General features: G+C 59.2%; 25 protein-coding genes. 9 read left to right on the top strand and 16 right to left on the bottom strand.

What is annotated here, in order from left to right; all coding sequences use genetic code 11:
- The 5 genes from moaB to B3X29_RS05175 are packed head-to-tail and all read left to right on the top strand — an operon-like array spanning position 1 to position 2,460.
- Positions 1-513: a molybdenum cofactor biosynthesis protein B gene (gene moaB / locus B3X29_RS05195; protein ID WP_103178765.1), complete on the top strand. Its 513-nt coding sequence runs from the start codon at positions 1-3 to the stop codon at positions 511-513.
- Positions 514-516: 3 nt separating this feature from the next.
- Positions 517-1,002, top strand: a complete 486-nt coding sequence (moaC, locus tag B3X29_RS05190; RefSeq protein WP_156654129.1) for a cyclic pyranopterin monophosphate synthase MoaC — start codon at positions 517-519, stop codon at positions 1,000-1,002.
- Positions 995-1,240, top strand: coding sequence for a molybdopterin synthase sulfur carrier subunit (gene moaD, locus B3X29_RS05185; RefSeq protein ID WP_159339264.1), 246 nt, complete (start codon positions 995-997; stop codon positions 1,238-1,240). The genes moaC and moaD overlap by 8 nt, the downstream gene beginning before the upstream one ends.
- 1 nt (position 1,241) lies before the next feature.
- On the top strand, positions 1,242-1,694 hold the full coding sequence (gene moaE / locus B3X29_RS05180) for a molybdopterin synthase catalytic subunit MoaE (protein ID WP_103178768.1): 453 nt from the start codon (positions 1,242-1,244) through the stop codon (positions 1,692-1,694).
- A gap of 58 nt (positions 1,695-1,752) precedes the next feature.
- Complete coding sequence (locus B3X29_RS05175) at positions 1,753-2,460, top strand: Bax inhibitor-1/YccA family protein (RefSeq protein ID WP_103178769.1); 708 nt, start codon at positions 1,753-1,755, stop codon at positions 2,458-2,460.
- Positions 2,461-2,544: 84 nt separating this feature from the next.
- Here the strand turns inward: B3X29_RS05175 and B3X29_RS05170 are convergent, their stop codons facing one another.
- Genes B3X29_RS05170 through B3X29_RS05160 form a run of 3 tightly spaced genes read right to left on the bottom strand, consistent with a single transcriptional unit; the run spans position 2,545 to position 5,506 of the window.
- Positions 2,545-3,507 (bottom strand): lysylphosphatidylglycerol synthase domain-containing protein, encoded by a 963-nt coding sequence (locus B3X29_RS05170; RefSeq protein WP_103178770.1) that lies wholly within the window; start codon positions 3,505-3,507, stop codon positions 2,545-2,547.
- Complete coding sequence (gene clsB / locus B3X29_RS05165) at positions 3,507-4,748, bottom strand: cardiolipin synthase ClsB (RefSeq protein ID WP_103178771.1); 1,242 nt, start codon at positions 4,746-4,748, stop codon at positions 3,507-3,509. Before clsB ends, B3X29_RS05170 begins: the two co-directional genes overlap by 1 nt.
- On the bottom strand, positions 4,745-5,506 hold the full coding sequence (locus B3X29_RS05160) for an endonuclease/exonuclease/phosphatase family protein (RefSeq protein WP_103178772.1): 762 nt from the start codon (positions 5,504-5,506) through the stop codon (positions 4,745-4,747). The genes clsB and B3X29_RS05160 overlap by 4 nt, the downstream gene beginning before the upstream one ends.
- 132 nt (positions 5,507-5,638) lie before the next feature.
- Between B3X29_RS05160 and B3X29_RS05155 the strand changes: the two genes are divergently transcribed.
- Entirely contained in the window at positions 5,639-6,049 is a 411-nt protein-coding gene (locus B3X29_RS05155; RefSeq protein ID WP_114315572.1) for a YbhQ family protein, read from the top strand.
- On the opposite strand, the gene B3X29_RS05150 is transcribed toward B3X29_RS05155, so the two are convergent.
- The 5 genes from B3X29_RS05150 to cecR all read right to left on the bottom strand — a co-directional run bounded on the left by B3X29_RS05150 (position 6,011) and on the right by cecR (position 11,750).
- On the bottom strand, positions 6,011-7,117 hold the full coding sequence (locus B3X29_RS05150) for an ABC transporter permease (protein ID WP_103178774.1): 1,107 nt from the start codon (positions 7,115-7,117) through the stop codon (positions 6,011-6,013). The two genes, B3X29_RS05155 and B3X29_RS05150, sit on opposite strands and share 39 nt — an antisense overlap.
- 108 nt (positions 7,118-7,225) lie before the next feature.
- Positions 7,226-8,359, bottom strand: a complete 1,134-nt coding sequence (locus tag B3X29_RS05145; protein ID WP_159339263.1) for an ABC transporter permease — start codon at positions 8,357-8,359, stop codon at positions 7,226-7,228.
- Positions 8,352-10,088, bottom strand: a complete 1,737-nt coding sequence (locus tag B3X29_RS05140; RefSeq protein ID WP_103181051.1) for an ATP-binding cassette domain-containing protein — start codon at positions 10,086-10,088, stop codon at positions 8,352-8,354. Before B3X29_RS05140 ends, B3X29_RS05145 begins: the two co-directional genes overlap by 8 nt.
- Positions 10,081-11,076, bottom strand: a complete 996-nt coding sequence (hlyD, locus tag B3X29_RS05135) for a secretion protein HlyD (protein ID WP_103178776.1) — start codon at positions 11,074-11,076, stop codon at positions 10,081-10,083. The genes B3X29_RS05140 and hlyD overlap by 8 nt, the downstream gene beginning before the upstream one ends.
- A complete protein-coding gene (gene cecR, locus B3X29_RS05130) occupies positions 11,073-11,750 on the bottom strand; it encodes a transcriptional regulator CecR (protein WP_114315569.1) in 678 nt (225 codons plus the stop codon). The genes hlyD and cecR overlap by 4 nt, the downstream gene beginning before the upstream one ends.
- A 270-nt stretch (positions 11,751-12,020) precedes the next feature.
- Here cecR and rhlE point away from each other — a divergent pair, with 270 nt between their 5' ends.
- Positions 12,021-13,382, top strand: a complete 1,362-nt coding sequence (rhlE, locus tag B3X29_RS05125) for an ATP-dependent RNA helicase RhlE (protein WP_103178778.1) — start codon at positions 12,021-12,023, stop codon at positions 13,380-13,382.
- A gap of 95 nt (positions 13,383-13,477) precedes the next feature.
- Positions 13,478-15,655, top strand: a complete 2,178-nt coding sequence (gene dinG / locus B3X29_RS05120; protein WP_159339262.1) for an ATP-dependent DNA helicase DinG — start codon at positions 13,478-13,480, stop codon at positions 15,653-15,655.
- Here dinG and B3X29_RS05115 read toward each other — a convergent pair.
- Genes B3X29_RS05115 through B3X29_RS05095 form a run of 5 tightly spaced genes read right to left on the bottom strand, consistent with a single transcriptional unit; the run spans position 15,642 to position 20,981 of the window.
- Positions 15,642-16,142 (bottom strand): fimbrial protein, encoded by a 501-nt coding sequence (locus B3X29_RS05115; protein WP_159339261.1) that lies wholly within the window; start codon positions 16,140-16,142, stop codon positions 15,642-15,644. The two genes, dinG and B3X29_RS05115, sit on opposite strands and share 14 nt — an antisense overlap.
- Before the next feature lie 7 nt (positions 16,143-16,149).
- Positions 16,150-17,139 carry a fimbrial protein gene (locus tag B3X29_RS05110; protein WP_103178780.1) on the bottom strand — a complete coding sequence of 330 codons (990 nt, stop codon included), beginning with the start codon at positions 17,137-17,139 and terminating at the stop codon, positions 16,150-16,152.
- A gap of 16 nt (positions 17,140-17,155) precedes the next feature.
- Positions 17,156-19,699 carry a fimbria/pilus outer membrane usher protein gene (locus B3X29_RS05105; RefSeq protein WP_159339260.1) on the bottom strand — a complete coding sequence of 848 codons (2,544 nt, stop codon included), beginning with the start codon at positions 19,697-19,699 and terminating at the stop codon, positions 17,156-17,158.
- A 13-nt stretch (positions 19,700-19,712) separates the two neighbouring features.
- Positions 19,713-20,387 carry a fimbrial biogenesis chaperone gene (locus B3X29_RS05100; RefSeq protein WP_159339259.1) on the bottom strand — a complete coding sequence of 225 codons (675 nt, stop codon included), beginning with the start codon at positions 20,385-20,387 and terminating at the stop codon, positions 19,713-19,715.
- A gap of 57 nt (positions 20,388-20,444) precedes the next feature.
- Positions 20,445-20,981: a fimbrial protein gene (locus tag B3X29_RS05095; RefSeq protein WP_103178783.1), complete on the bottom strand. Its 537-nt coding sequence runs from the start codon at positions 20,979-20,981 to the stop codon at positions 20,445-20,447.
- Positions 20,982-21,261: 280 nt separating this feature from the next.
- On the opposite strand from B3X29_RS05095, the gene ybiB reads away from it, so the two are divergent.
- Positions 21,262-22,224, top strand: coding sequence for a DNA-binding protein YbiB (ybiB, locus tag B3X29_RS05090; protein WP_156654136.1), 963 nt, complete (start codon positions 21,262-21,264; stop codon positions 22,222-22,224).
- A gap of 112 nt (positions 22,225-22,336) precedes the next feature.
- On the opposite strand, the gene ybiJ is transcribed toward ybiB, so the two are convergent.
- From ybiJ to ybiX, 3 genes are all read right to left on the bottom strand, one after another.
- Positions 22,337-22,597, bottom strand: coding sequence for a DUF1471 family protein YbiJ (gene ybiJ, locus B3X29_RS05085; protein WP_159339258.1), 261 nt, complete (start codon positions 22,595-22,597; stop codon positions 22,337-22,339).
- A gap of 285 nt (positions 22,598-22,882) precedes the next feature.
- The gene (locus B3X29_RS05080; RefSeq protein WP_039029401.1) at positions 22,883-23,149 is read right to left on the bottom strand and encodes a DksA/TraR family C4-type zinc finger protein; all 267 of its coding nucleotides are present in this window, start codon (positions 23,147-23,149) and stop codon (positions 22,883-22,885) included.
- 72 nt (positions 23,150-23,221) lie between these two features.
- The gene (gene ybiX / locus B3X29_RS05075) at positions 23,222-23,899 is read right to left on the bottom strand and encodes a PKHD-type hydroxylase YbiX (protein ID WP_156654137.1); all 678 of its coding nucleotides are present in this window, start codon (positions 23,897-23,899) and stop codon (positions 23,222-23,224) included.
- Positions 23,900-23,977: the final 78 nt, after the last annotated feature.

The raw sequence follows: 23,977 nt of genomic DNA, 5'->3' as shown, positions 1-23,977 counted from the left end.
ATGAGTCAGGTAAGCGCTGAATTTATCCCGACGCGTATTGCTATTCTTACCGTTTCTGAACGCCGCGGCGAAGAGGATGACACCTCCGGCCACTGGCTGCGCGATGCGGCCCACGAGGCCGGGCATCAGATCGTCGACAAGGCCATCGTCAAAGAGAACCGCTACGCCATTCGCGCGGAAGTATCGCGCTGGATCGCCAGCGATAACGTCCAGGTGGTGCTGATCACCGGCGGCACCGGTTTTACCGCAGGCGATCAGGCCCCGGAAGCGCTGCTGCCGCTTTTCGATCGCGAGATCGAAGGCTTCGGCGAGGTGTTCCGCATGCTCTCGTTTGAAGAGATTGGCACCTCGACCCTGCAGTCGCGCGCTGTTGCAGGGATCGCCAACAACACGGTGATTTTTGCCATGCCAGGTTCCACGAAAGCCTGCCGCACCGCGTGGGAAAACATTATCGCCCCGCAGCTGGATGCCCGCACGCGTCCGTGTAATTTCCATCCACACCTGAAGAAATAAGCTATGTCGCAACTGACCCACATTAACGCCGCGGGCGAAGCCCATATGGTGGATGTCTCCGCCAAGGCCGAAACCGTGCGTGAAGCCCGCGCGGAAGCGTTCGTCACCATGCTCCCGGAGACGCTGGCGATGATTATCGACGGTAGCCACCACAAAGGGGACGTCTTCGCTACGGCGCGGATCGCCGGCATTCAGGCCGCCAAACGCACCTGGGAGCTTATCCCGCTGTGCCATCCGCTGATGCTCAGCAAAGTGGAGGTCAACCTGCGGGCCGAACCGGAGCAGAACCGCGTGCGCATCGAATCATTGTGCCGCCTGACCGGGAAAACCGGCGTGGAGATGGAAGCCTTAACTGCCGCCTCCGTGGCGGCATTAACCATCTATGACATGTGCAAAGCGGTACAGAAAGACATGGTTATCGGCCCGGTTCGCCTGCTGGCGAAAAGCGGGGGGAAATCGGGTGATTTCAGGGCACAAGAGCATGATTAAAGTACTGTTTTTTGCGCAGGTGCGCGAGCTGGTGAATACCGACAGCCTGACGCTGGATATAGAGGTAGAAAACGTCGAAGCGCTGCGGGCGCATCTGGCGGCGCAAAGCGACCGCTGGGCGCTGGCGCTGGACGCGAGCAAACTGCTGGTGGCGGTAAACCAGACGCTGGTGGAGTTCACGCATCCGGTCAAACCGGGCGATGAGGTGGCCTTCTTCCCACCGGTGACCGGGGGCTGAGATGAGTGACACCAAAATCCTGGTCGAACCGGCGCGTTTTAACGTCGGCACGGAGTATAACTGGCTTGCTGAGCGTGACGAAGATGGCGCGGTGGTCACCTTCACCGGCAAGGTGCGTAACCATAATCTCGGCGACAGCGTAAAAGCGCTGACCCTTGAGCACTATCCCGGCATGACGGAAAAAGCGCTGGCGGAGATCGTTGAACAGGCGCGTCAGCGCTGGCCGCTCGGCCGCGTGACCGTCATCCACCGCATCGGCGAGATGTGGCCGGGGGAGGAGATCGTCTTCGTTGGCGTCACCAGCGCCCATCGCGGCAGCGCCTTTGCGGCGGGTGAGTTTATTATGGATTACCTGAAAACCCGCGCCCCGTTCTGGAAGCGCGAAGCGACCCCGGAGGGCGATCGCTGGGTCGAGTCCCGCGACAGCGACAAGGAAGCCGCCAACCGCTGGTAGCCGGATTGCCGGGATGTGTTAGGCTTTAACAGTGTGTCCACTTAAAAAGGAGTGTGTTATGGACAGATTTCCCCGTTCCGATTCCATCGTGCAGCAGAGCCGTACCGGGCTGCAAACCTACATGGCCCAGGTCTATGGCTGGATGACCTGCGGCCTGCTGCTCACCGCGTTTGTCGCGTGGTTTTCCGCCAATACCCCTGCGGTGATGATGTTTGTCTTCTCCAGCAAAATCACCTTCTTTGGCCTGATCATCGCCCAGCTGGCGCTGGTGTTTGTCCTCTCCGGGCTGGTGCATAAGCTCAGCGCCGGGATGGCCACCACGCTGTTTATGCTCTATTCGGCGCTGACCGGCCTGACGCTCTCCAGTATTTTCCTCGTCTACACCTACTCCTCCATCGCCAGCACCTTTGTGGTGGCCGGCGGGATGTTTGGCGCGATGAGTCTCTACGGCTACACCACCAAACGCGACCTGAGCGGCTTTGGCAACATGCTGTTTATGGCGCTGATTGGTATCGTGCTGGCGTCGCTGGTGAACTTCTGGCTGAAGAGTGAAGCGCTGATGTGGGCGGTGACCTATATCGGGGTGATTGTCTTTGTCGGGCTGACGGCGTATGACACCCAGAAGCTGAAAAACATTGGCGAGCAGATTGACGTGCGCGACAGCTCTAATCTGCGTAAATACTCCATTCTGGGGGCGCTGACCCTCTATCTGGACTTCATCAACCTGTTCCTGATGCTGCTGCGCATCTTCGGCAACCGTCGTTAAGTAATATGCCCGGCGGCGCTTCGCTTGCCGGGCCTACAACACTGTAGGCCGGGTAAGCGCAGCGCCACCCGGCCAGTCCCGCCACTACTTCGCCATCTGTTGTTCGTTTTTGGCCCGCAACTTCTTCGCCCGGCTCTCCAGCACCAGATAACAGACCGTCGCCAGCCCCAGAGGCAGGAAATAGTAGAGCATACGATAGGCCAGCAGGGCGGCGATGATGGTACCGTGAGAGACATGTTCCCCCGCTAACAGGGCGATAAACACCGCTTCCAGCACCCCAATCCCGGCCGGGATATGGACAATCACCCCGGCGATACTGCTCACCAGCAGCACGCCCAGCACAAAGAAGTAGTTGATATCTTCACCCATCAGCAGCCAGATAATGGCCCCCATCGCCATCCAGTTGGCGGCGGAAATGCCCATCTGCGCCAGCGCAAAGCGCCAGGAGGGGAGCACAAGCTTTTGCTTTTTGATGGTTACATGGCGCCGCTTAGCGAACGCGCAGGCCCACAGATAGAACCCAATCACCAGCAGCAGCACGATGCCAATAATGCGCAGCGTCGACTGATCGATATACCAGTGAGCGGGCAACTGCACTACGCCCGCGGTGAAGATTACCCCGCCCAGCAGAACGTAACCCAGCCAGTTGGTGGTAATACTCAGGGAGAAGATGCGGGTGATGGTGCTGCTGGGCAGTCCCAGGCGGGAGTAAAGCCGGTAGCGCATGCCGATGCCGCCCACCCAGGTGCTCAGGGTCAGGTTAAAGGCGTAGCAGATAAACGACACCAGCATGACCTGGCGCTTGGCCAGCTTATGCCCGCAGTAGACTCGTCCCAGCAGGTCGTAACAGCCATACAGCAGGAAGCTCAGTATCACCAGCGCCACGGCGCCCATCAGCGACACACGGTCGTAGTCGCGGATGACCTTCCACACCTCACCCCAGTCGACTTTTTTGGCGTAAATGACCAGCAGCACTGCAACGGCTATAAAAAATACCCAGGTGAGGATCTTTTTTGCCAGACGCCAGCGCGAATGTTTTTTGCTCATCAGGGTTTTACCCCCGTGTTGCTCGCCTCAACGCGATCCTGAGTCTCCATCTCGGGTTGTACCGGCGGGGGGACCTGCGCCAGTTTAGGCGTATGCGCAGGCAACCAGCCGACCAGCGCCGGGAAATGGCGCAGGAAGTGGAACACCACCACGCTTTTGCCCAGATTCCACCAGGTGCGTTTCGGCACCATCGACTCATCCACCCGGACGCAATCCTCGGCGATGATGGCGGTGAGATTGTCACGCAGGGTCTGGTTAAACTCGCGATCGTGAATAATCAGGTTGGCCTCCAGATTCAGCGACAGGCTAAGGGGATCGAGGTTGCTGGAGCCGACAGTTACCCAGTGATCGTCCATCAGCGCGACCTTACCGTGCAGCGGACGGCGGCGGTATTCGTAAATCTCGACGCCGCCTTTCACCAGATAGTTGTAGAGCAGGCGGGCGCCCACGGTCACTATGGGCATATCCGGCTCGCCCTGCACAATCAGCTTAACCCGCACGCCGCGCCGGGCTGCGTTACGCATGGCGTGCAGCAGGCGATACCCCGGGAAGAAGTAGGCGTTGGCGATAATCACCTCCCGACGGGCGTTGGTCAGCATCTTCAGATAGTGCCGCTCAATATCGTCCCGGTGCTCTTCATTATCGCGCCAGACAAACAGCGCCTGCGCTTCGCCCGGTTTGGTATTCTCTTCGGCGCGATGACGCCGCTTCCACCAGCGACGCACTGCGGCTTTGCCGGGGAGGTTTTCCACGACAAACTGCAAAATATCCTGTACCACCGGGCCTTCGACCTGAACGGCATAATCCTGTTTGGCTTCAGGACCGTAGTCCGACATATGTTCCGCGGAATAGTTAATCCCGCCCACAAAGGCCACCTGATCGTCCACCACCACAATTTTACGGTGCATGCGGCGGAAGACGTTGGTACGCATACCCAGCAGAGGCGGGCGTGGATCGTAGTAGCGGAATACCACCCCTGCTGAGGTGAGTTCCCCCACGAATTCATCGCTGAGGTCGGGGGAGCCGTAGCCGTCCAGCAGCACTTCGATATGCACCCCGCGCTGGGCCGCCCGCAGGATCACCGAATGCAGTTTTCGCCCCACGTTGTCTTCAAACCAGATAAAGGTTTCAAGCAGTACCCGGCTTTGCGCTTTCTCGATGGCGGCAAATACCGCCGGGTAATATTGATCGCCATTTTCCAGCAGCTTTATCCGGTTGCCGCTTTGCCATGAACATTTCATAGATGAATCTCCGCACTTAACGGCGCATGGTCGGAAAGGTGACGCCAGTTGCTCAGGGCCAGCGCGGTGGGGCTGCTGGCGTGAGCGTTTTTGACATAGATCCTGTCCAGACGCAGCAGCGGGAATCTCACCGGGAAGGTACGGGCGGGCCTGCCGTGGGCGAGGGTGAAGATCTCTTCTAACCCGGCCCCCGTTTTCAGCGGATGGTTGGCGCGCTGGCGCCAGTCGTTAAAATCTCCGGCGACCACCACCGGTTCGCCTTCCGGCAGGCCGTTGACCCACTCGGTCATCATCTGCAGCTGGGCCTGGCGGTGCGCTTCGCGCAGGCCAAGGTGGACCGAGGCCACATGCAGCGATCTGCTCAGCTCCGGGATCGCGACACGGCAGTAAAGCAGCCCACGTTTTTCACTCTCGCCCACCGAGACATCGTGATTTTCATAGTGTTCGATAGGGTAGCGGGAGAGAATGGCATTGCCGTGATGCCCCTCGGGATAGACGGCATTACGCCCGTAAGCGTAGTCGCTCCACATGGTGTCGGCGAGAAATTCGTAGTGGCTGGTATCGGGCCAGTTTTCCACATGCAAAGGATGAACTTCATGCGCGCCCATCACCTCCTGCAGGCAGACGATATCCGCGCTGACGGTTCGTACAGCGTCACGCAGTTCGGGCAGAATGAAACGGCGGTTAAAAGCCGCGAATCCTTTATGAATATTGATTGTTAACACTTTAAGCGAAAAATGCCGGGTTTGTTGGGCCATACACTCCTTCCCGCGTCACTATCCTGATGAAAATAAAGTGTAGTCGTCGTCACAAAAAGGTGCTGTGTTACGGAATTTTCCGTAAAGTGCGATAGTCTGAACAGGCAGAGTAAAATCCTTCAGGAGAGTGCCATGAAGTGGCAACAACGCATACGCGTCGCAACCGGCCTGAGTTGCTGGCAGATTATGTTGCATTTATTGGTGGTGGCCGTGCTGGTGATGGCCTGGATGAGCGGTACCCTGGTGCGGGTCGGCTTAGGATTATGCGTGCTGTACGGCGTGACTGTCCTGTTGATGCTCTTTTTACAGCGTCATCATGAAGCGCGCTGGCGCGAAGTGGCGGATGTGCTCGAAGAGCTCACCACCACCTGGTATTTTGGCGCGGCACTGATTGTGCTGTGGCTGTTGTCCCGCGTGCTGCAAAACAACTTTTTGCTGGCTGTCGCAGGGCTGGCTATCCTTGCTGGGCCCGCGATCGTTTCCCTGTTAACCAAAGACAAAAAGCTACGCGATATTCCGCCTGAACATCGCGTACGCCACTGAACCCGTCACGGCCGCTATCACCAGTAGCGGCCACAAACTCCCCCAGACAATATCCAGACTCGCATCCTTGAGATAGATCTGCTTGGTGATATCGGTGAAGTGCCGGATCGGATTCACCCAGGTTAAGTTCTGCAGCCAGACCGGCATGTTCTCCACCGGCGAGACGTAGCCCGAGAGCAAAATGGCGGGCATCATAAAGACGAACACCCCGATAAACGCCTGCTGCTGGGTCGAGCAGAGCGCCGAGATCAGCAGACCAAACCCCACCAGCGACAGCCCGTAAATCACCATTGTGAAGTAAAAGAGCAGAAGCGATCCGGCAAACGGGATGTGATAGGCCCAGATGCCAATTGCCAGCACAATGCTGGCCTGGAAAGTGGCGACAATCAGCGCCGGGACCGCCTTACCGACAAAGATTTGCCAGGTCGCCAGCGGGGAGACCACCAGCTGATCGAAGGTGCCCTGTTCGCGCTCCCGGGCCACCGACAGGGAGGTGACGATCATCACCCCAATGGTGGTGATCATGGCGATCAACGACGGCACCACAAACCATTTGTAGTCGAGGTTCGGGTTATACCAGTTGCGCACCACCAGCTCGCTGTTGTTCGGTTTCGGTTTGCCCGCCATCAGCTCCTGCTGGTAATCCTTTACCACCTGTTGCAGGTAGTTGGCGGCGATTTGCGCGCTGTTGGAGTTACGCCCGTCGAGAATGAGCTGCATAGGGGCAGTTTGCAGGGTGTCGAGGTTACGGGAAAAATCGGCCGGGAAGCGCACCAGCAGCAGCGCCTTTTGCGTATCGATGGTGGGCTGGATCTCCTGTGGGCTCTTCAGGATCAGCACATGGGTAAAGGCTTTGGCGCGGGCGAAACGCTGGGTCAGCTCCACCGAATGTTTGCCGTTATCTTCGTTATAGACAGCGATCGTGGCGTTGGTCACCTCCAGGGTGGCCGCCCAGGGGAAGAGCAGCACCTGGATCAGCACCGGCAGAATCAATATCGCCCGGGTCTGCGGCTCGCGCAGCAGGGATTGCAGCTCTTTGCGAATCAATGTCCATAAACGGTAAAACATAGTGTCGTCCTCTCGTCGGGTGGCGCTATCGCTTACCCGACCTACAAAATCAACGGGCCTTGTAGGCCCGGTAAGGTAGCGCCACCGGGCACAATCGATGCACGACGGCTAATCCAGGCGCCGTTTGGTTTTCATCCATGTCAGGCCGATAAACATTACCGCCGAGGCAATCAAAAACAGCAGGTTCACCATCAGCACCACCGGAATATTGCCCGCCAGGAACAGGCTTTGCAGGGTGCTGACGAAATAACGCGCCGGGATGATATAGGTCACCGCGCGGATCACCGCCGGCATACTGTCGATCTGGAAAATAAACCCGGACAGCATTATCGACGGCAAAAACGCGGCATTCAGCGCCACCTGGGCGGCATTAAACTGGTTGCGGGTGATGGTGGAGATAAGCAGCCCCATCCCCAGCGTGCTGAGCAGGAAAAGGCTGGTGATGGCGAACAGCACCAGCAGCGAGCCGCGATAGGGCACGCCGAGAATAAATACGGATACCAGCATGCAGAGCAGCATCGCCAGCATTCCGAGGAAATAGTAGGGGATCAGCTTGCACAGCAGCAGTTCCGTGCGCGTCACTTCGGTGGAGAGCAGCGCCTCCATGGTGCCGCGCTCCCACTCGCGGGCAATCACCAGCGAGGTCAGAATGGCGCCGATCACCGTCATGATAATGGTTACCGCACCGGGAATAATAAAGTGCTGGCTGATGGCCGCCGGGTTAAACCAGTAGCGGGTCTGGACGTCAATCAGCGGCTCAAACGTCTCGCCGCGATCGTCCGCCCGCTGCATCTGCCACAGCTGCCAGATCCCCTCTGAGTAGCCCTGCACGAAGTTGGCGGTATTGGGCTCGCTGCCGTCGGTGATCACCTGGATCGGAGCGGTATCGTTCGGGCGCGCCATGCGGGCGGCAAAATCCCCCGGGATCACAATCATCCCGCGAATGCGTCCGGCCTGCATCATCTGGGTGAGCTTATGGCGATCGTCACTGATGGTGGCGTCGATGTAGGGCGAGCCGGTCAGGGTATGGGTGAAGTCCAGCGCCTCTTCGCTGTGCTGCTCCAGCAGGATCCCCACCCGCAGCTTGCTGGAGTCGAGGTTTATGCCGTAGCCGAAGATAAAGAGCAGCAGCAGGGGGATCACCACCGCAATCAGCCAGCTGCTCGGGTCACGCACAATCTGCCGCGTCTCTTTGATGCACAGGGCGCGGACCCGACGCCAGGAGAGGGCTTTGTCAGACATGGCCATGCTCCTTATCCCAGTCGTTAATGAGCGTGATAAACGCCTGTTCCATGGTGGGATCGGGCTGCTGCGCATCCGCCACCTGGGCTTTCAGATCGTCGGGTGTGCCGTGGGCAATCAGCTTGCCGCGATAGACCAGCCCAATCCGGTCGCAATACTCCGCCTCGTCCATAAAGTGGGTGGTCACCATCACCGTAACCCCCTTTTCCACCATGCTGTTGATATGCAGCCAGAACTCCCGGCGGGTGAGGGGATCGACCCCGGAGGTGGGTTCATCAAGAAACAGAATGTCCGGCTCGTGCATCAGCGAGCAGGCCAGCGCCAGCCGCTGCTTGAACCCGAGCGGCAGCGCGTCGGTGGCCTGGCCGGCGACCTGGCGCAGGCCAAACGCCTCGCTCATGCGGGCGATTTTTTCATTCTGCACCCGCCCGCGCAGGCCGTAGACGCCAGAGAAAAAGCGCAGGTTTTGCTCAACCGTCAGGTTGCCGTAGAGCGAGAACTTTTGCGCCATATAGCCCAGATGCTGGCGCGCTTTGCCGGAGCTGACCTTCAGATCCATATCCAGCACCAGCGCTTTGCCGGCGGTGGGCACCAGCAGGCCGCACATCATTTTAAAGGTGGTGGATTTACCCGCGCCGTTAGGGCCCAGCAGGCCGAAGATTTCGCCGCGTTTTACCGTAAAGTTCACATTGTCGGTAGCGGCAAAATCACCAAATTTTTTGGTCAGGGATTTGGCCTCGATCACCGTCTCGCCGGGGGTGCCCTCCACGGTATGCAGGATCGCCCCCAGCGGCGATTCGGCGGTGCCTGCGCCGCCGAGCAGATCGATAAAGGCATCTTCAAACCGCGGCGCAGTCTCATCAATCGCCAGATCCGGCAGATCCGCGTTTCGGCGCAGATCGTCGGCGCGGGCCTCTTTTTTGAGGATCACCCGCACCGATTTCCCCTGGATCATGCCGTCGCTCACTTGGGGCAGCTTCAGCACCCGTTGCAGCAGGCGGCGGTTGTTCTCGTGGGGAGAGTGCAGCAGCACGCTGCGCCCGGTCATGCTCCGGGTCAGGGCTGTGGGATCGCCCTGATAGAGCAGTTCACCTTCGTTCATTAGCAGCACGTCCCGGCACTGTTCCGCTTCGTCGAGATACGAGGTGCTCCAGAGGATCAACATCCCGTCGCCTGCCAGCTCATGCACCATCTGCCAGAGCTCGCGACGGGAGATGGGATCCACGCCGACGCCGGGTTCGTCCAGCAGCAGCACCTTCGGTTGCCCCACCAGCGTACAGGCCAGCCCCAGCTTCTGCTTCATGCCGCCGGAGAGCTTGCCCGCCAGCCGGTCGGTGAAGGGGCCGAGCGACGTAAACTCAAGCAGGCGCTGAAAGGTTTTCTCCCGGGTTTCGCCGGTGACGCTGCGCAGGTCGGCATACAGGGTCAGGTTCTCCATCACCGTCAGATCTTCATACAGTCCGAACTTCTGCGGCATATAGCCCAGCATCGCATGCAGGGCGCGATCGTCGCGAACCGGGTCCAGCCCCAGCACGCTGGCGCTGCCTTCGTCGGGCTTCAGCAGGCCGGCAAGCATCCGCATCAGGGTCGTTTTGCCCGCGCCGTCCGGGCCGACCAGCCCGGTGACGTAGCCTTTATGCACCGTGCAGTCGAGCGGCGCGACGGCGGGTTTGTCCATCCCGGCAAAGCGTTTGACCAGGCCGGTAAGCTGGATCACCGCATCACTCATGGGCTTGCCCATTGTCGAAGCTGACGGTCACCGGCATTCCCTGGCGCAGGGCATCGTCGGCATCGTTCACGATAATGCGCAGGCGATAGACCAGATCGGTACGCAGGTCCGGGGTTTCGACGGTTTTCGGCGTAAATTCCGCGGTCGGGGAGACAAAGCCGATTTTCCCGTGGTACGGCTTGTCGGGGCGACTGTCGGTATAGAGCAGCACTTCGCGCCCCGGTTTCGCCTCGCCGAGACTGGCTTCATTGACGTAAGCCCGCACCCATACCGGACGCGTCAGGGAGAGGGTCAGTACCGTACTGCCCGCGTTCAGCATACTGCCGGGCTCCATGGCGCGTGTCAGCAGGGTACCGTTGGCCGGGGCCACCAGGGTAGTGTCGTGCAGATCCAGCTGCGCTTGCGCCAGCTGAGCCTGGGCCTGTTCGAGGCTGGCTTTTGCCTGGGCGATATCCTGCTCGCGGTTGCCGGAGCGGTACTGGCGCAACTTATCCTGGGAGGATTTCAGCGTCGCCAGAGCCTGATCCCGCGAGGAGCGGGCGTTCTCAAGATCGTTGGCCGACACGGTGCGGCTTTTCCACAATCCCTGCTGACGGACAAAGAAGTTCTGCGCGTAGTCATAGGCGGCCTGCGCCTGTTTAACGGCGGCGGCGGCCTGGGCGACCTCTTCGTCACGGTAGCCCGCCTGCATTAAGTCGTATTGCGCCTGTGCCACGGCAACCCCCGCCTGGGCCTGCAACAGCGCGTTCTGGTAGGGGGCCTGGTCCAGCGTGCCCAGCGTCTGACCAGCGGTAATGGCATCGCCTTCATCCACGCTCAGGGAGGCGAGCCGTCCGCCGACGCGAAAGCTCATGTTCACGGTGCGGATATCGACGTTACCGTACAGGGTCAGCGTTTTATCCTGCTGGCTCTGATACCACAGCCAGCCGCCGATACCGGCTGCCAGCACAACCACCACAGCCACAATAATGGCGACAGGTTTTTTCATGACTCCAGGCTCCTTTGCGTTAAGCCCTGCAGGATCAAATCGACATGACAGGTGATGACCTGACTGATTTGCAGCGCTTTATCCTCATCAAATTCGGTCCAGCCGGTGCGTAACAGAATGGTTTCACGCCCCAGGCGAAAGGCGAGCACTTCCCCCAGCAGGGCATGGGTATGCAAAATGGTCTGCGTATCAAGAGGGTCACGCCCGGTATAGGCCGCCACCAGCCGGGTCAGGTGGGAGTGCATCGGGGCGATAACCTGATCGTGGACCAGCTGGTAAGCGGCAGAGGGCGAGAGTTGCTCGCGTGAAATAAACTTACTCAGGTTCAGCGTATCGTCATGGGTCAGCAGCTGAATCATGTTGTTGCAGGCGGTTAAGATCAGGCCACGAATGGCCGCGCGATCCGGCGACGGCTCGGCAAGCAGGGCGGTGGCTTCCTCCACGTGGGGGCGAAACTGGGTGCCAATGAAGTCGGCGATCCACTGGGCGCAGGCGAGGTAGAGATCCTCTTTCGAGCCAAAATAGTAGGTGATGGCGGCGATATTCTGCCCCGCCTGCGCGGCGATATCGCGGGTGGTGGCATGCAGCCCATATTCGCCAAACTGCGCCAGCGCGGCGGCGATTAACTGGCTTTTCGCCTGCTCACCTTTGGTGGTGGTCGGGATCGGATTCATAGCGGCACACAAAATTAATCAATCGATTGATTAAGAGTATGACTGTTTTTTGAGCTTGTCCACTTTTGTCGGCACGTTTTGCGCCGGGCGGCACGGCGTTGCCCGGCACAGGTAATAACGCGGAGTTATGAGTTTGCAGGATAATTTATGCGCCAAGTCACAAAAGCTGCTACACTCCGCTGCTTCGCGACACCGTGGTTTTTGTCCTTTCATTTGTTATATCTCCCTGAAAACTACACCTGAAAATGGTCGGGGCGGTTCGGAGTTGTTATGTCTTTTGATACCCTTGGCCTGAACCCGGAAATTCTGCGCGCTGTAGCGGAGCAGGGTTACCGCGAACCGACCCCTATCCAGCAGCAGGCCATTCCTGCTGTACTGGCAGGCCGCGATCTGATGGCCAGCGCCCAGACCGGGACCGGTAAAACTGCCGGCTTTACCCTGCCGCTGCTGCAACGCCTCATCTCAAGCGAACCGCACGCCAAAGGCCGTCGCCCGGTACGCGCCCTGATCCTGACCCCAACCCGTGAACTGGCCGCCCAGGTGGGTGAGAACGTGCGCGAGTACAGCCGCTATCTCAACATCCGCTCGCTGGTGGTGTTTGGCGGGGTGAGCATCAACCCGCAGATGATGAAACTGCGCGGCGGCGTGGACGTGCTGATCGCCACCCCGGGCCGCCTGCTCGACCTGGAACACCAGAACGCCGTTAAGCTCGACAGCGTGGAGATCCTGGTGCTCGACGAAGCCGACCGCATGCTGGACATGGGCTTTATCCACGATATTCGTCGCGTGCTGGCAAAATTGCCGGCCCGCCGTCAGAACCTGCTCTTCTCTGCAACCTTCTCCGACGAGATCAAAGGCCTGGCGGAAAAGCTGCTGCACAATCCGCTGGAAGTGGAAGTGGCGCGTCGCAACACCGCCTCCGAACAGGTGACCCAGCATGTTCACTTTGTTGATAAAAAGCGCAAGCGCGAACTGCTCTCCCAGATGATTGGCGAAGGCAACTGGCAGCAGGTGCTGGTCTTTACCCGTACCAAGCACGGGGCGAACCACCTGGCGGAACAGCTGAACAAAGACGGCATCCGCAGCGCGGCCATCCACGGAAATAAGAGCCAGGGGGCACGTACCCGCGCGCTGGCCGATTTCAAATCGGGTGATATCCGCGTACTGGTGGCAACCGACATCGCCGCCCGCGGCCTGGATATCGAAGAGCTGCCGCACGTGGTGAACTACGAGCTGCCGAACGTCCCGGAAGATTATGTCCACCGTATCGGCCGTACCGGTCGCGCGGCGGCAACGGGCGAAGCGCTGTCGCTGGTCTGTGTTGATGAGCACAAGCTGCTGCGCGACATTGAACGCCTGCTGAAAAAAGAGATCCCGCGTATCGCCCTCGAGGGCTATGACGTTGATCCGTCCATCAAGGCCGAGCCGATCCAGAACGGGCGTCAGGGCGGGCGTGGTCAGGGCGGTGGACGCGGGCAGGGCGGCGGTGGACGTGGTCAGCAGCAGCCGCGCCGTAGCGAAGGCGGCGCGCCGAAAGCGGCAAATAAACCGCCGCGTCGCGATGGCGAGGGCAAACCGGCGGGTGAAGGCCAGCGTCGACGCCGTCCGCGCAAGCCGTCAGCAGCGCAGTAATCTGGAAGCCCGGTCGTAAAGCCGGGCTTTTCTTTTGCGGCCCGCTTGAGAAAGTGCCACAATAGTGGCTGTTTATACAGTACTTCAGGTTCATCATGGCTTTAACCGCCGCGCTGAAAGCGCAAATTGCCGCCTGGTATAAGGCGCTACAACAGCAGATCCCCGACTTCATTCCCCGCGCACCGCAACGGCAGATGATTGCCGATGTGGCAAAAACGCTGGCCGGTGACGAGGGCCGACATCTGGCAATTGAAGCCCCGACTGGCGTCGGTAAAACCCTCTCTTACCTGATCCCCGGCATCGCTATCGCCCGGGAAGAACAAAAGACGCTGGTGGTCAGTACCGCCAACGTCGCCCTGCAGGATCAGATCTACAGCAAAGACCTGCCGCTGCTGCGCAAAATTATTCCCGAGCTGCGCTTCACCGCCGCCTTTGGGCGTGGGCGCTATGTCTGCCCGCGCAACTTAGCCGCCCTTGCCAGCACCGAGCCCACCCAGCAGGATCTGCTGGCCTTTCTGGATGACGAGCTGACCCCCAACAATAAAGCTGAGCAGGAGCAGTGCGCCCGGCTTAAGGCCGATCTCGATAGCTATAAATGGGATGGCCTGCGGGATCACACCGATCAGGCGCTCAGTGACGATCTCTGGCGCAGGCTCAGTACCGATAAGGCCAGCTGTCTGAACCGCAACTGCCACTACTATCGCGAATGCCCGTTCTTTGTTGCCCGCCGCGAAATTCAGGAGGCTGAAGTGGTGGTCGCCAACCATGCGCTGGTAATGGCGGCGATGGAGAGCGAAGCGGTGCTGCCGGATCCGAAAAACCTGCTGCTGGTGCTGGATGAAGGCCATCACCTGCCGGACGTCGCCCGCGACGCGCTGGAGATGAGCGCCGAGATAACTGCCCCCTGGTTCCGCCTGCAGCTCGATCTGTTCTGCAAGCTGGTGGCGACCTGCATGGATCAGTTCCGGCCGAAAACCATTCCGCCGCTGGCGATCCCGGAGCGCCTCAGCGAGCACTGCGAAACGATCTATAGCCATATCGCCTCGCTGAATAACATGCTCAATCTCTATCTGCCACCCGGCCAGGAAGCAGAGCACCGCTTTGAGATGGGCACGCTGCCGGAGGAGATCATGGATCTTTGCCGCGAGCTGGCGCAGCTTATTGAAAAACTGCGTGGGCTGGCGGAGCTGTTTTTAAACGATCTCAGTGAAAAAACCGGCACCCATGACGTGGTGCGTGTCCACCGGGTGCTGCTGCAGATGAACCGTGCCCTGGGTATGTTCGAGGGGCAGAGCAAGCTGTGGCGGCTGGCGTCGATGGCCCAGGCCTCCGGCGCGCCGGTCACCAAGTGGGCGACGCGGGAGGTCCGGGAGGGGCAGGTGCATCTCTTCTTCCACTGCGCGGGCATTCGCGTCAGCGATCAGCTGGAAAAGCTGCTCTGGCGCAGCGTTCCGCATGTGGTGGTGACCTCCGCCACGCTGCGCTCGCTGAACAGTTTCTCCCGCCTGCAGGAGATGAGCGGTCTGAAGGAGAAGGCGGGCGATCGCTTTGTGGCCCTCGACTCGCCGTTCAACCACTGCGAGCAGGGCAAGCTGGTGATCCCGCGTATGCAGTATGAGCCGCTGATTGACAACGAAGAGCAGCACCTGGCCGAAATGGCGGCCTACTTTCGCGAACAGCTGGAGAGTAAAAAGTATCCCGGCATGCTGGTGCTGTTCGCCAGCGCCCGAGCAATGAACCTCTTTTTAACCTTTGTCACCGACCTGCGCCTGTTGCTGTTGGTTCAGGGGGATCAGCCCCGCTACCGGCTGGTAGAGCTGCACCGTAAACGTATCGAGGCCGGAGAGCGCAGCGTGCTGGTGGGGCTCCAGTCCTTCGCCGAAGGGCTGGATCTGAAGGGCGACTACCTGACCCAGGTGCATATCCATAAGATTGCCTTCCCGCCTATCGACAGCCCGGTGGTGCTCACCGAAGGCGAGTGGCTGAAAAGCCTGAACCGCTTCCCGTTTGAGGTGCAGAGTCTGCCTGCGGCGTCGTTCAACCTGATCCAGCAGGTCGGGCGCCTGATCCGCAGCCACAGCTGCTGGGGCGAAGTGGTGATCTACGATAAGCGGCTGTTGACCAAAAACTACGGCAAGCGGTTGCTGAATGCCCTGCCGGTCTTTCCCATCGAACAGCCTGAGGTTCCCGAAGTAAAAAAACGCCCGGCTAAGCTTGCCGCCGGGCGCAGGAAAAGCATCCGTGCTAAGGGGCGTGGTCCTACTGGTAAGTGAAGGTAAACAGCACCGTGCTTGAAAACTCCCCCGCGTGGACCGGAACGTACGAGGCGTAATAGCGTGCCGCCATCGGGAAATCGGCGCTGTGGGTGATCGGGTCAATTACCGCATTGAAGCGCGCTTCTGGCGCCAGAATGATCGAGTCGGTGCGGTCGCCCAGTTCCAGCGCCAGCCCTTTCGCCGTACCGGTGTTGGCGAACTTGAACGGATGAAGCCTGTCGCGCTGCCCCTCCAGGTTGATCGTCGCCAGGGTGAGGCTTTGCGGGCAATGCGAAATGGTGATATCAAAATTTTTCCACACGCCGACATCCCCCGGCGCTTTAAAATCACTGGCCACCGCCTGGCCGAGATTGACCACTTTATTCTGGCTGGTGCTGTCCACCTCGCAGGCCGTATCGTAAATATTGCCTTTGATGCTGAGGAGCACGTCGGTGGCTGAGGCGGGCAGGCTGGCCAGCAGCACGAGCAGGACTACATATTTCATCGGGATCTCACTGATATTCAATGTCGATGGTGGCAATGGTATTGGCTCTTCCGGCAGTCGCCTGAACGCCAGTCTGGTAATACTGCACCCTGAAGGGCAGGTCGAACGGCTGGTTGGGAACGGTCTGGTCGCCAAAAGGGATAGGGTAGTTGTAGCGTAGCGCCACGCCGCCAACCATCATTCGCACCCCGATGCCCGTGGCGCTGTCGCTGCCCGGTGTCAGGTTCAGCACGTCATTGCCGTCACCGAGCGAGGTGCTGCCGTTGGCGCTGGTAACCCGGGCGGTCATGGTCACCGCGTCGGTACAGGTTGCCGTCAGGTTAAAGCTTTGCCAGCCGCTGGTGCTGCCGATGTGGGTAAAGAGAGTGACCGGAAAATTCCCCAGCATAATGACCAGGCTTCTCGGATCTACGGAGCAGGTGGTGGCCTTCAGCGCCAGGCTGCCGCCGTAGCGCACGGCGTTCAGTTGACCCAGCTGTTGATCGGGGTAGATACCCAGGGACCAGATGCCGTTACGCACCGTCGTTGACGTCTGCTCTTTGGTGGTGCTTGCCGTTTTGATCAGCTGCATCCTCAGCGATACGTTGAAGCTGCCGGAGCCGTCACTGCTGACGTACCCCAGGGGCGTGCTTCGGCTGTCACAGTGGGCGTTACGGCCCCGGACCGGCTGGCCGGCGCTGTTCAGCAGTTCAATACCAATCCCCTCGATACCGCTGCGCCAGACGCCCGGCATCCCCGGAATTTCATCGCCTTCGCCCAGATGGCAGGCGGTGATTGGCTTACCGCTGTCGGCAGCGTCACAGTGGCCTTTTACCGTGTGCGTGCGGGCGGAGCCGGGGATAGCATTGCCCACCCCCAGCGTGGCGGGCACCGTCAGCGCACCCGGCGTGGTTGTCCAGGGCAGATCTGCGGTAGAGCATGCTGCTTTAGCCTGCGGCATAAACAGAAACAGGGCGGCAAACAGGGCCAGTACAGAGCCGTAACGGAAGGGTTTCATCTTTTCCTCGATGCTGTCACGAGCACTGCGCGGTGACGCTAATCACCGGGTCAGCGGATCGGGACGGCAGTTGATAGTGGGCGGAGCAGTGCGCGCCTGCGCCTTTGCCCCAGCTGACGTTGACACTGCCCCGGGCGTGCATCCCGGTCAGATAGACCTGGCCGCCATCACCAACGATAAATTCGCCGCTCTCATGGGCCGGCGCCGCCGTGGCACCAAAGGGCACCGGACGTCCATCGGCGCGGGTGAGGGTCAGCAGCACCCGGCTGCCGACGCGGGTATTAAAGTGGGTACGCACCACCGCCCCACGGGTTGGGGTAATAATTTGGGCCGCCTGGCCGACGTCGGCGCCTGCAGGCAGGCTCTCGGTATCCAGTGACACGGTATTGTGATGGTACGGCGTGACGTAAGGCACAATGGCATAGCCACGATAGTCGGTTTTAACCCCGGTCTGGTTTTCGATCCCGGTGCCGTTGGCCCCCGGCGCCTCTACCAATGCCACCGTGTCCCCCATCGGCTGGCCGAGGGTGATGCCGTGGGCATGAGCAATTATGCTCCCCTGTACGCCGAGGTTGAGCTGGCGCTGCTGGTTATCCTGGGAATAGCCTGCCGTCATCTCGCCGTAGGTGGCTTTGTAATCGCTGTTCAGGTTGGTGCTATAGCCGGAAGTGTGGCTGTGGCCCTGCTGAATCCCCCAACTGAGGTTATCCCCCGCCAGCGCGGTGCCGTTCAGGCCGACGCTCTGGCTGGTGTCATGCTTGCTGTTGTTAAAGGTGTAATTGACCCAGGTATTGCTCAGCCAGCGATCCAGCGGAACGGAGACGTTAAAGCCGAAGGTCTGCTCGTTCTCCCGCCGATCGTCGTCATCCTCTTCATCCTGGACGTTTTTGCTCAGGCCATAGTTGATACCGTAGCTGATGCCGTGCCAGCTGCCGTTATAGCCGATGCTCAACGAGGTCATACTCTGGTCGCTGTGCCAGTAATTCTCTTTGACCAGGCTTAACGTCATCGAGCCCAGGGAGCCGCCCAGGGATTGATCGATAGTGGCTTCCTGGCGGTTGCGGCGGCGATCCGTCGGGCTCCAGTCGTCGTCGTGGGTATGGGAGTTAAGGACGTCTGCCATGGTGTCAAACCCGGCGCTGTTGTAGCGATACCCGGCCACCGTAAAGTGGGTGCCGGTGGTCGCGAAGTCTTTGCTATAGCGCACTCGCCAGGCGCGGCCACGGGAGGTTTTTTGCCCCTGCATCTGCGATTTTGCCGCGGTCATATCCACCGAAAACGCTCCCCAGTCACCGATGTTTTTACCGGTGCCGAGCGCCAGGGCATCGTAATACTGACTGGTCTGGATACCGCCGTAGGCGGTGATATCGTACGGCAGGCCATAGATCCCGGTGCCCTGCAGGAACGGTGTCTTCTCCACGCTGTGGTCATAGCTGCGGTAGCGCCCGCCAGTCAGGCTGTACTTGAAGCGGCCTTCACGCTGTAAAACCGGCACCGAGGCGTAAGGCACCACAAAGTGCTGCTCGCTGCCATCGGTCTCTTTGACGGTAACGTTCAGATCGCCGCTGCCGCCGGTAGGGTAGAGATCGTTAATTTCAAACGCGCCGGGGGCGACGTAGTTCTGATAGATCACGTAGCCGTTCTGGCGCACCACCACCTGGGCGTTACTGTGCGCCACGCCGCGAATGCGCGGGGCGAAGCCCTTCAGGCTGTCCGGCAGCATGTCATCGTCGGAGGCAATCTGCGCCCCGGTGAACGACAGGCTGTCAAACACGTCGGAGGGGGTAGAGCTTTCTCCGAGAGTAACGACGCTGCCCAGCGACAGAATATTGCGCTGGGCATAGCTGTAGACCGGCGAGAAGTCGTGCTGCGTGGTACGATCGTCCCGGGTGCGGCTCCAGGTGGAGTAGTTGCGTAGACGCCAGGCGCCGAGGTTCAGTCCCGGCCGCAGGTTGAGATATTCATTACGCTGGTGGCTGCCCTCTTCACCCCGGCTGCGGCTATCCCCGGCGGAGTAGCTGTAGTTCAGCAGGAAAGCGTTGATCCCGTTGTCCATCTCATCCGGCGCCACATAACCGTGAGGCACGGGAACAATGGCCGCCTGGGGGATGCTCAGCAGCAGCTGCTGCTGGCCGGGGCGGAAAGTGGCGCTGGCGGCCGGTAACCCAGAGAGATCGACACAGCCGTCATCCTTGGTGACGCTGAATTTATCGCTCTGGATACCCAGGCTCTTCAGGGTTTCTGGCGAGAGGCAGGGTTGCAGGGTGGCCGGACCGCTGGCTGGCTGTTGCAGGCCAAAGGCGATCTTTCTGTTAGCCACTTTATTATTATTCACATAGACATCCACCTGATAGCTCCCCGGCGCGATGCCCGGGCCCTTCTCATACAGCGAGAGGTCGGTTTTGCCCTGGCCGGGCGTGTCGATATCCAGCAGTGCCGGGTTGAAATAATCCTCCGCCAGCACCTGCTGTACCCCCACGTTCAGCACCGCGCAGCCCAGGGCAATCAGCAGGGTGCGTACGGGATTACGGGGGGCTTTGGTGGAGTAGTCCCAGGGCATGGCGGCGTCGGGCTTATTGCAGTGGTGCAGACAGGGCGTGGCTCACCGCGCCATAATCGTTGATAATTTTCCAGGAAACCGTGTTGCCGGTGATGCCGCCCGGCACGGCAAAGTGCGCGTCGCTGTCGGGAGCCACCCAGGTGACATTGCTGACTTTTTTGCCGCCTACGGTGATGGACTGGAAGTTCATGTAAAACGGTGTCGGGTTGCTCACCACCAGGTTATTCCCCTGTTTATGCCAGCGTAATTTATCTGCCACCTCATCCGGCTTGCCGCTCACTCCTCTCGGACGGTAGATCAGTTTGATCCGCGTTTTAATGGCGATTTGCAGGGTGTTGCTGCTCTCGTTCGGGGAGGTAGAGGGGATAGATTTAATATTCAGCCAGTAGAGCGATTCGCGATCGGCTGGCAGATTGCCCCCGGTGCGCACGACGCGCAGGACGTTGTCCTGTCTGCCATCGAGGCGAAACAGCGGCGGGGTGATAAGAAACGGCGCTTTATCCCGCCCGGCATCAACGTTCTCTACCCAGGACTGCACCAGGTAGTCGAGGTTATCCGGGTTGGAAATCCCTAACGACGCTTCTTTTTTATCTCCCTGATAAATTAAACGGGTCCCTTCGATAATCACCCCGGCGTGAGCGGCGGTGGTCATGACTAACAGGGAGGCGATGAAAATAGATTTACGCATGGTGGGACTCTGAATAAAGCTGACAGCGCCTGGCCGCAGGGGCCAGGCGTAACAGGATTAGTTGTACATTACGGTAAAGGTGGAGACGGCATTCGCCGGACCGGCGGTGATGGTGCTGCCGGTCTGGATATAGCGTGCGCCAAATACCAGATCGTTGGTAGTGGTGCCAGACTGCAGGGTATAGCTGGTCGAGGCGGTATAGAGGCTCAGCGGATTTTCGGTTTTATCCAGCAGCTGAATACCCACGCCGGTTGCCGCACCGGTGCCTGGGGTGACGGCCAGCACGTTGGCGTTGGTGCCGTCAGCGGAGCCACCAAAGGTGATGGCCGCGCTGGTGATGGTTTCCGGGCAGTCTTTCAGTTGAATATCAAATCGGATGGTGCCGGTGGTGGAACCAGAACCGGTGAAGGCCGTTTGTGACACTTTGCCAAGGGACACATCCAGCGGGCTGCTGACGCCATTGACCACCTGGCAGGCGGAATCAATGATCTCACCCGTAAAATTAATTTGCCCCTCGCCGCTGGTTGCAGCCCAGGCAGAGACAGAACAACATAATGCAGTGGCAATAAAGGTGCCGGAGACAATTTTACGCATAATAATTCCTGAGTGAATTCCGGTGTTTATAACATCCGTTGTGATTAATTTTTGGAAAAAAGCGGGGCGACTTTTTATCGGGGGCTAATTTACGTAATTTATTGCAAATTAATAAACATTGGCCTGGTCAATAGTAATTTCATTAGCGGTTGCAATATAATTTTTACTGAAAATACAACAAGTTAATTTTGATTTTACCCGATAGCGATAAGAGAAATGTCTGTTCGATGGCCCCTTATCAACGCTATAGTGTTAATAAGATGTCACAAGGAGAACGATCGTGGATTATCGCAAAATTATTAAAGAGGTCGGTCGAGGGAAAAATCATGCCCGCGACCTGGATCAGGAGACCGCCCGGGCCCTCTATACCGCGATGCTGAACGGCGAGGTGCCGGACCTGGAGATGGGCGGCATTTTGATTGCGCTGCGCATTAAGGGTGAGGGCGAAGGCGAAATGCGGGGCTTCTATGAGGCGATGCAGGCACAAACCCTGCGCCTGACGCCCCCGGTCGCAAAGCCGATGCCGGTGGTGATCCCAAGTTATAACGGGGCGCGTAAGCAAGCCAACCTGACCCCGCTGCTGGCGATCCTGCTGCATAAGCTGGGTTTCCCGGTGGTGGTGCACGGCGTGAGTGAAGATCCGACCCGCGTGCTGACGGAAACCATTTTCACCCTGCTGGGCATTGAGCCGACCCGTCACGGCGGCCAGGCGCAGGCGAAGCTGGATGGGCATCATCCGGTCTATATCCCGGTGAGTACTCTCTGTCCGCCGCTGGAAAAACAGCTGGCGATGCGCTGGCGTATGGGGGTGCGTAACAGCGCCCATACCCTGGCGAAGCTGGCGACGCCGTTTTCAGAAGATGCCGCGCTCCGCCTTTCCAGCGTGTCGCACCCGGAATATGTCACCCGCGTGGCGACATTTTTTGCCGATATCGGTGGCAGAGGGCTTCTGATGCACGGGACGGAAGGCGAAGTCTATGCCAACCCGCAGCGCTGTCCGCAGCTAACGCTGATTGATGCTGCGGGCACCCGGGTGGTGCTGGAGCGCGGCGAAGAGAACAGCGACGTTGTTCTGCCGCAAGCGAAGGATGCTGAAACCACGGCTCGCTGGATTGAGGGCTGCCTCGCCGGGCGCGAAGCGGTGCCGCACTCCCTGAAGCTGCAGATGGCCTGTTGCCTGCTGGCGAGCGGCCAGGTGGAGACGGTGGAGGCCGGTCTGGCGCGGGTTAACCGGAGTTTTTAACTAAAAAAAGGCCCGTCCAGCGATGGACGGGCCAAAAAAATAACAACAGGGTCAATGAGGGTTGGAACATCTCGCCAGCGGACCGGCGAGCAGAGCAGAGATAAGGGTCAGGTTATTTGTAGATAACCGCAGTGCCGCTCAGCTTGTTGTTGGTATTAGCGGAGGTAATGGTGTAACCGGTCGCGCCCGCGGCTTCAGCTTTCGCCGCCAGACGTGCTTCCAGGCCATCCAGCGTGGTCGCGCCTTCTGCACTGACCACACCGATTTTATTCATGCTGTTTGCCTGGGCAGCGGTCACAGATTCCGCAGCGAAAGCACTGAAAGAGAGAGTGGTCAGGGCAACAGCAGCGACAGCATATTTGATGGTTTTCATGGTCAGTATCTCGCAGGTTATTCTGTTAAGGGGACGTTGTTCCGTCGATGTGATAAGTATCACGCTTTTTTGCGAGAGATAAAATCGAAGAGAATTGACGTCATCCTTCGAAAAATTTGAATGACAAATAAGTTATTGAATATTAATAAATTCAGTGAATGGATTTACGTTTCTTACCGTTGCGCTTTACAGACGGGACGGAGAGGGCACATTTTGCCAAACCAGGGGCTAAAATTCGTGCACAAAAAAGTAATCGCTTGCGTGGCCTCATAGCCAGCATAGCAGTCAGCGTAACTGGCTGTCTTTCGATCCTCTGCGATTATATCCTGCGTGTGATGCATTATGTGAATCTTTCTCCTGCTGACAGGCGATGCAAAGCCGCACGCCAGGCACCGCCTTGCGCCGCGCTTCGGGGATCGGCTCTTCACACTCTTCGCAGAATTTCAGGCTCTCGCCTCGCGGAATTTCGCCCCGCGCCCGCGCCACTGCATCTTCAATGGTACTGTTGATCTGTTCGTTAACGGCATCATCATTCGCCCAACCGGAAGCCATAGACCCCTCCTGACAGGTTATTGCGCTGTTCAGTAACTATGGGGCCAAAAAACGTACAATCAAGGCGAACGGCTAGATTTCAGACCATTCACGCAGCAGGTTGTGATAGAGATTCAGCAGGGAGAGCACTTCGTCGCTTTCGCCGTGACGGGCACGAAGGGTCTGGATGTTGCGATCCAGCTCGAACAGCATGCCGCGCTTTTTATCGTCGCGGATCATCGACTGGATCCACATAAAGGAGGCTACCCGCACGCCGCGGGTGACCGGCGTGACGCAGTGCAGGCTGCTGGAGGGATAGAGCACCAGATCGCCCGCCGGGAGCTTGACGCTGTGCTGGCCGTAGGTGTCGTTCACCACCAGCTCGCCGCCCTCGTAGCTGTCGGGGTCGCTTAAAAAGAGGGTGGCGGAGAGATCGGTCCGCATCCAGCCGCTTTGCGGATGGCTTCGCACGGCGCCGTCAACGTGAAAACCGTAGGTCTCCTGCTGCTGGTAGCGGTTAAACAGCGGGCTTGAGATCTGGCGCGGCAGAGCGGCGGCAAAAAAGAGCGGGTGCTGATTCACCGCCTGCAATACCGCGGCCTGTAGCGTGGCATACAGCGGGCTTTGGGTGTCTACCTGCTGGTTGTTTTTAACCTGCGCCCCCTGGTTGCCTACCGTGGCGCGCCCGTCAATCCACGGGGCCTGCTCCAGTTGGGCGCAAAAGTGCGCTACCTCATCGGCGTTCAGCACGCCCGGAATGTGATACATCATAATAATTCTCCGAAGCGTGGGGCTAAAGCCCCACGCGGATCAGACGTGCACTGAAGCATGGGGAGCCATGCCCCCCAG

Origin of the sequence: Leclercia sp. UBA5076, from assembly GCF_002416465.1 — a bacterium.
Taxonomy (GTDB): Bacteria; Pseudomonadota; Gammaproteobacteria; order Enterobacterales; family Enterobacteriaceae; genus Enterobacter.
Note: the sequence above shows the minus strand (reverse complement) of the source record. Positions and strands in the feature narration are given on the sequence as shown.

Excerpts from the sequence above, each read along its gene's own strand:
- ybiX (WP_156654137.1), bottom strand. The coding sequence starts at position 23,899 with ATGATGTATCACATTCCGGGCGTGCTGAACGCCGATGAGGTAGCGCAC.
- B3X29_RS05160 (WP_103178772.1), bottom strand. The coding sequence starts at position 5,506 with ATGGCCCAACAAACCCGGCATTTTTCGCTTAAAGTGTTAACAATCAAT.
- rhlE (WP_103178778.1), top strand. The coding sequence starts at position 12,021 with ATGTCTTTTGATACCCTTGGCCTGAACCCGGAAATTCTGCGCGCTGTA.
- moaE (WP_103178768.1), top strand. The coding sequence starts at position 1,242 with ATGAGTGACACCAAAATCCTGGTCGAACCGGCGCGTTTTAACGTCGGC.
- B3X29_RS05110 (WP_103178780.1), bottom strand. The coding sequence starts at position 17,139 with ATGAAACCCTTCCGTTACGGCTCTGTACTGGCCCTGTTTGCCGCCCTG.
- dinG (WP_159339262.1), top strand. The coding sequence starts at position 13,478 with ATGGCTTTAACCGCCGCGCTGAAAGCGCAAATTGCCGCCTGGTATAAG.
- B3X29_RS05155 (WP_114315572.1), top strand. The coding sequence starts at position 5,639 with ATGAAGTGGCAACAACGCATACGCGTCGCAACCGGCCTGAGTTGCTGG.
- moaC (WP_156654129.1), top strand. The coding sequence starts at position 517 with ATGTCGCAACTGACCCACATTAACGCCGCGGGCGAAGCCCATATGGTG.
- B3X29_RS05095 (WP_103178783.1), bottom strand. The coding sequence starts at position 20,981 with ATGCGTAAAATTGTCTCCGGCACCTTTATTGCCACTGCATTATGTTGT.
- B3X29_RS05175 (WP_103178769.1), top strand. The coding sequence starts at position 1,753 with ATGGACAGATTTCCCCGTTCCGATTCCATCGTGCAGCAGAGCCGTACC.
- moaB (WP_103178765.1), top strand. The coding sequence starts at position 1 with ATGAGTCAGGTAAGCGCTGAATTTATCCCGACGCGTATTGCTATTCTT.
- clsB (WP_103178771.1), bottom strand. The coding sequence starts at position 4,748 with ATGAAATGTTCATGGCAAAGCGGCAACCGGATAAAGCTGCTGGAAAAT.
- B3X29_RS05080 (WP_039029401.1), bottom strand. The coding sequence starts at position 23,149 with ATGGCTTCCGGTTGGGCGAATGATGATGCCGTTAACGAACAGATCAAC.
- B3X29_RS05115 (WP_159339261.1), bottom strand. The coding sequence starts at position 16,142 with ATGAAATATGTAGTCCTGCTCGTGCTGCTGGCCAGCCTGCCCGCCTCA.
- B3X29_RS05145 (WP_159339263.1), bottom strand. The coding sequence starts at position 8,359 with ATGTCTGACAAAGCCCTCTCCTGGCGTCGGGTCCGCGCCCTGTGCATC.
- cecR (WP_114315569.1), bottom strand. The coding sequence starts at position 11,750 with ATGAATCCGATCCCGACCACCACCAAAGGTGAGCAGGCGAAAAGCCAG.
- ybiJ (WP_159339258.1), bottom strand. The coding sequence starts at position 22,597 with ATGAAAACCATCAAATATGCTGTCGCTGCTGTTGCCCTGACCACTCTC.
- hlyD (WP_103178776.1), bottom strand. The coding sequence starts at position 11,076 with ATGAAAAAACCTGTCGCCATTATTGTGGCTGTGGTGGTTGTGCTGGCA.
- B3X29_RS05170 (WP_103178770.1), bottom strand. The coding sequence starts at position 3,507 with ATGAGCAAAAAACATTCGCGCTGGCGTCTGGCAAAAAAGATCCTCACC.
- moaD (WP_159339264.1), top strand. The coding sequence starts at position 995 with ATGATTAAAGTACTGTTTTTTGCGCAGGTGCGCGAGCTGGTGAATACC.
- B3X29_RS05100 (WP_159339259.1), bottom strand. The coding sequence starts at position 20,387 with ATGCGTAAATCTATTTTCATCGCCTCCCTGTTAGTCATGACCACCGCC.
- B3X29_RS05140 (WP_103181051.1), bottom strand. The coding sequence starts at position 10,088 with ATGAGTGATGCGGTGATCCAGCTTACCGGCCTGGTCAAACGCTTTGCC.
- B3X29_RS05150 (WP_103178774.1), bottom strand. The coding sequence starts at position 7,117 with ATGTTTTACCGTTTATGGACATTGATTCGCAAAGAGCTGCAATCCCTG.
- B3X29_RS05105 (WP_159339260.1), bottom strand. The coding sequence starts at position 19,699 with ATGCCCTGGGACTACTCCACCAAAGCCCCCCGTAATCCCGTACGCACC.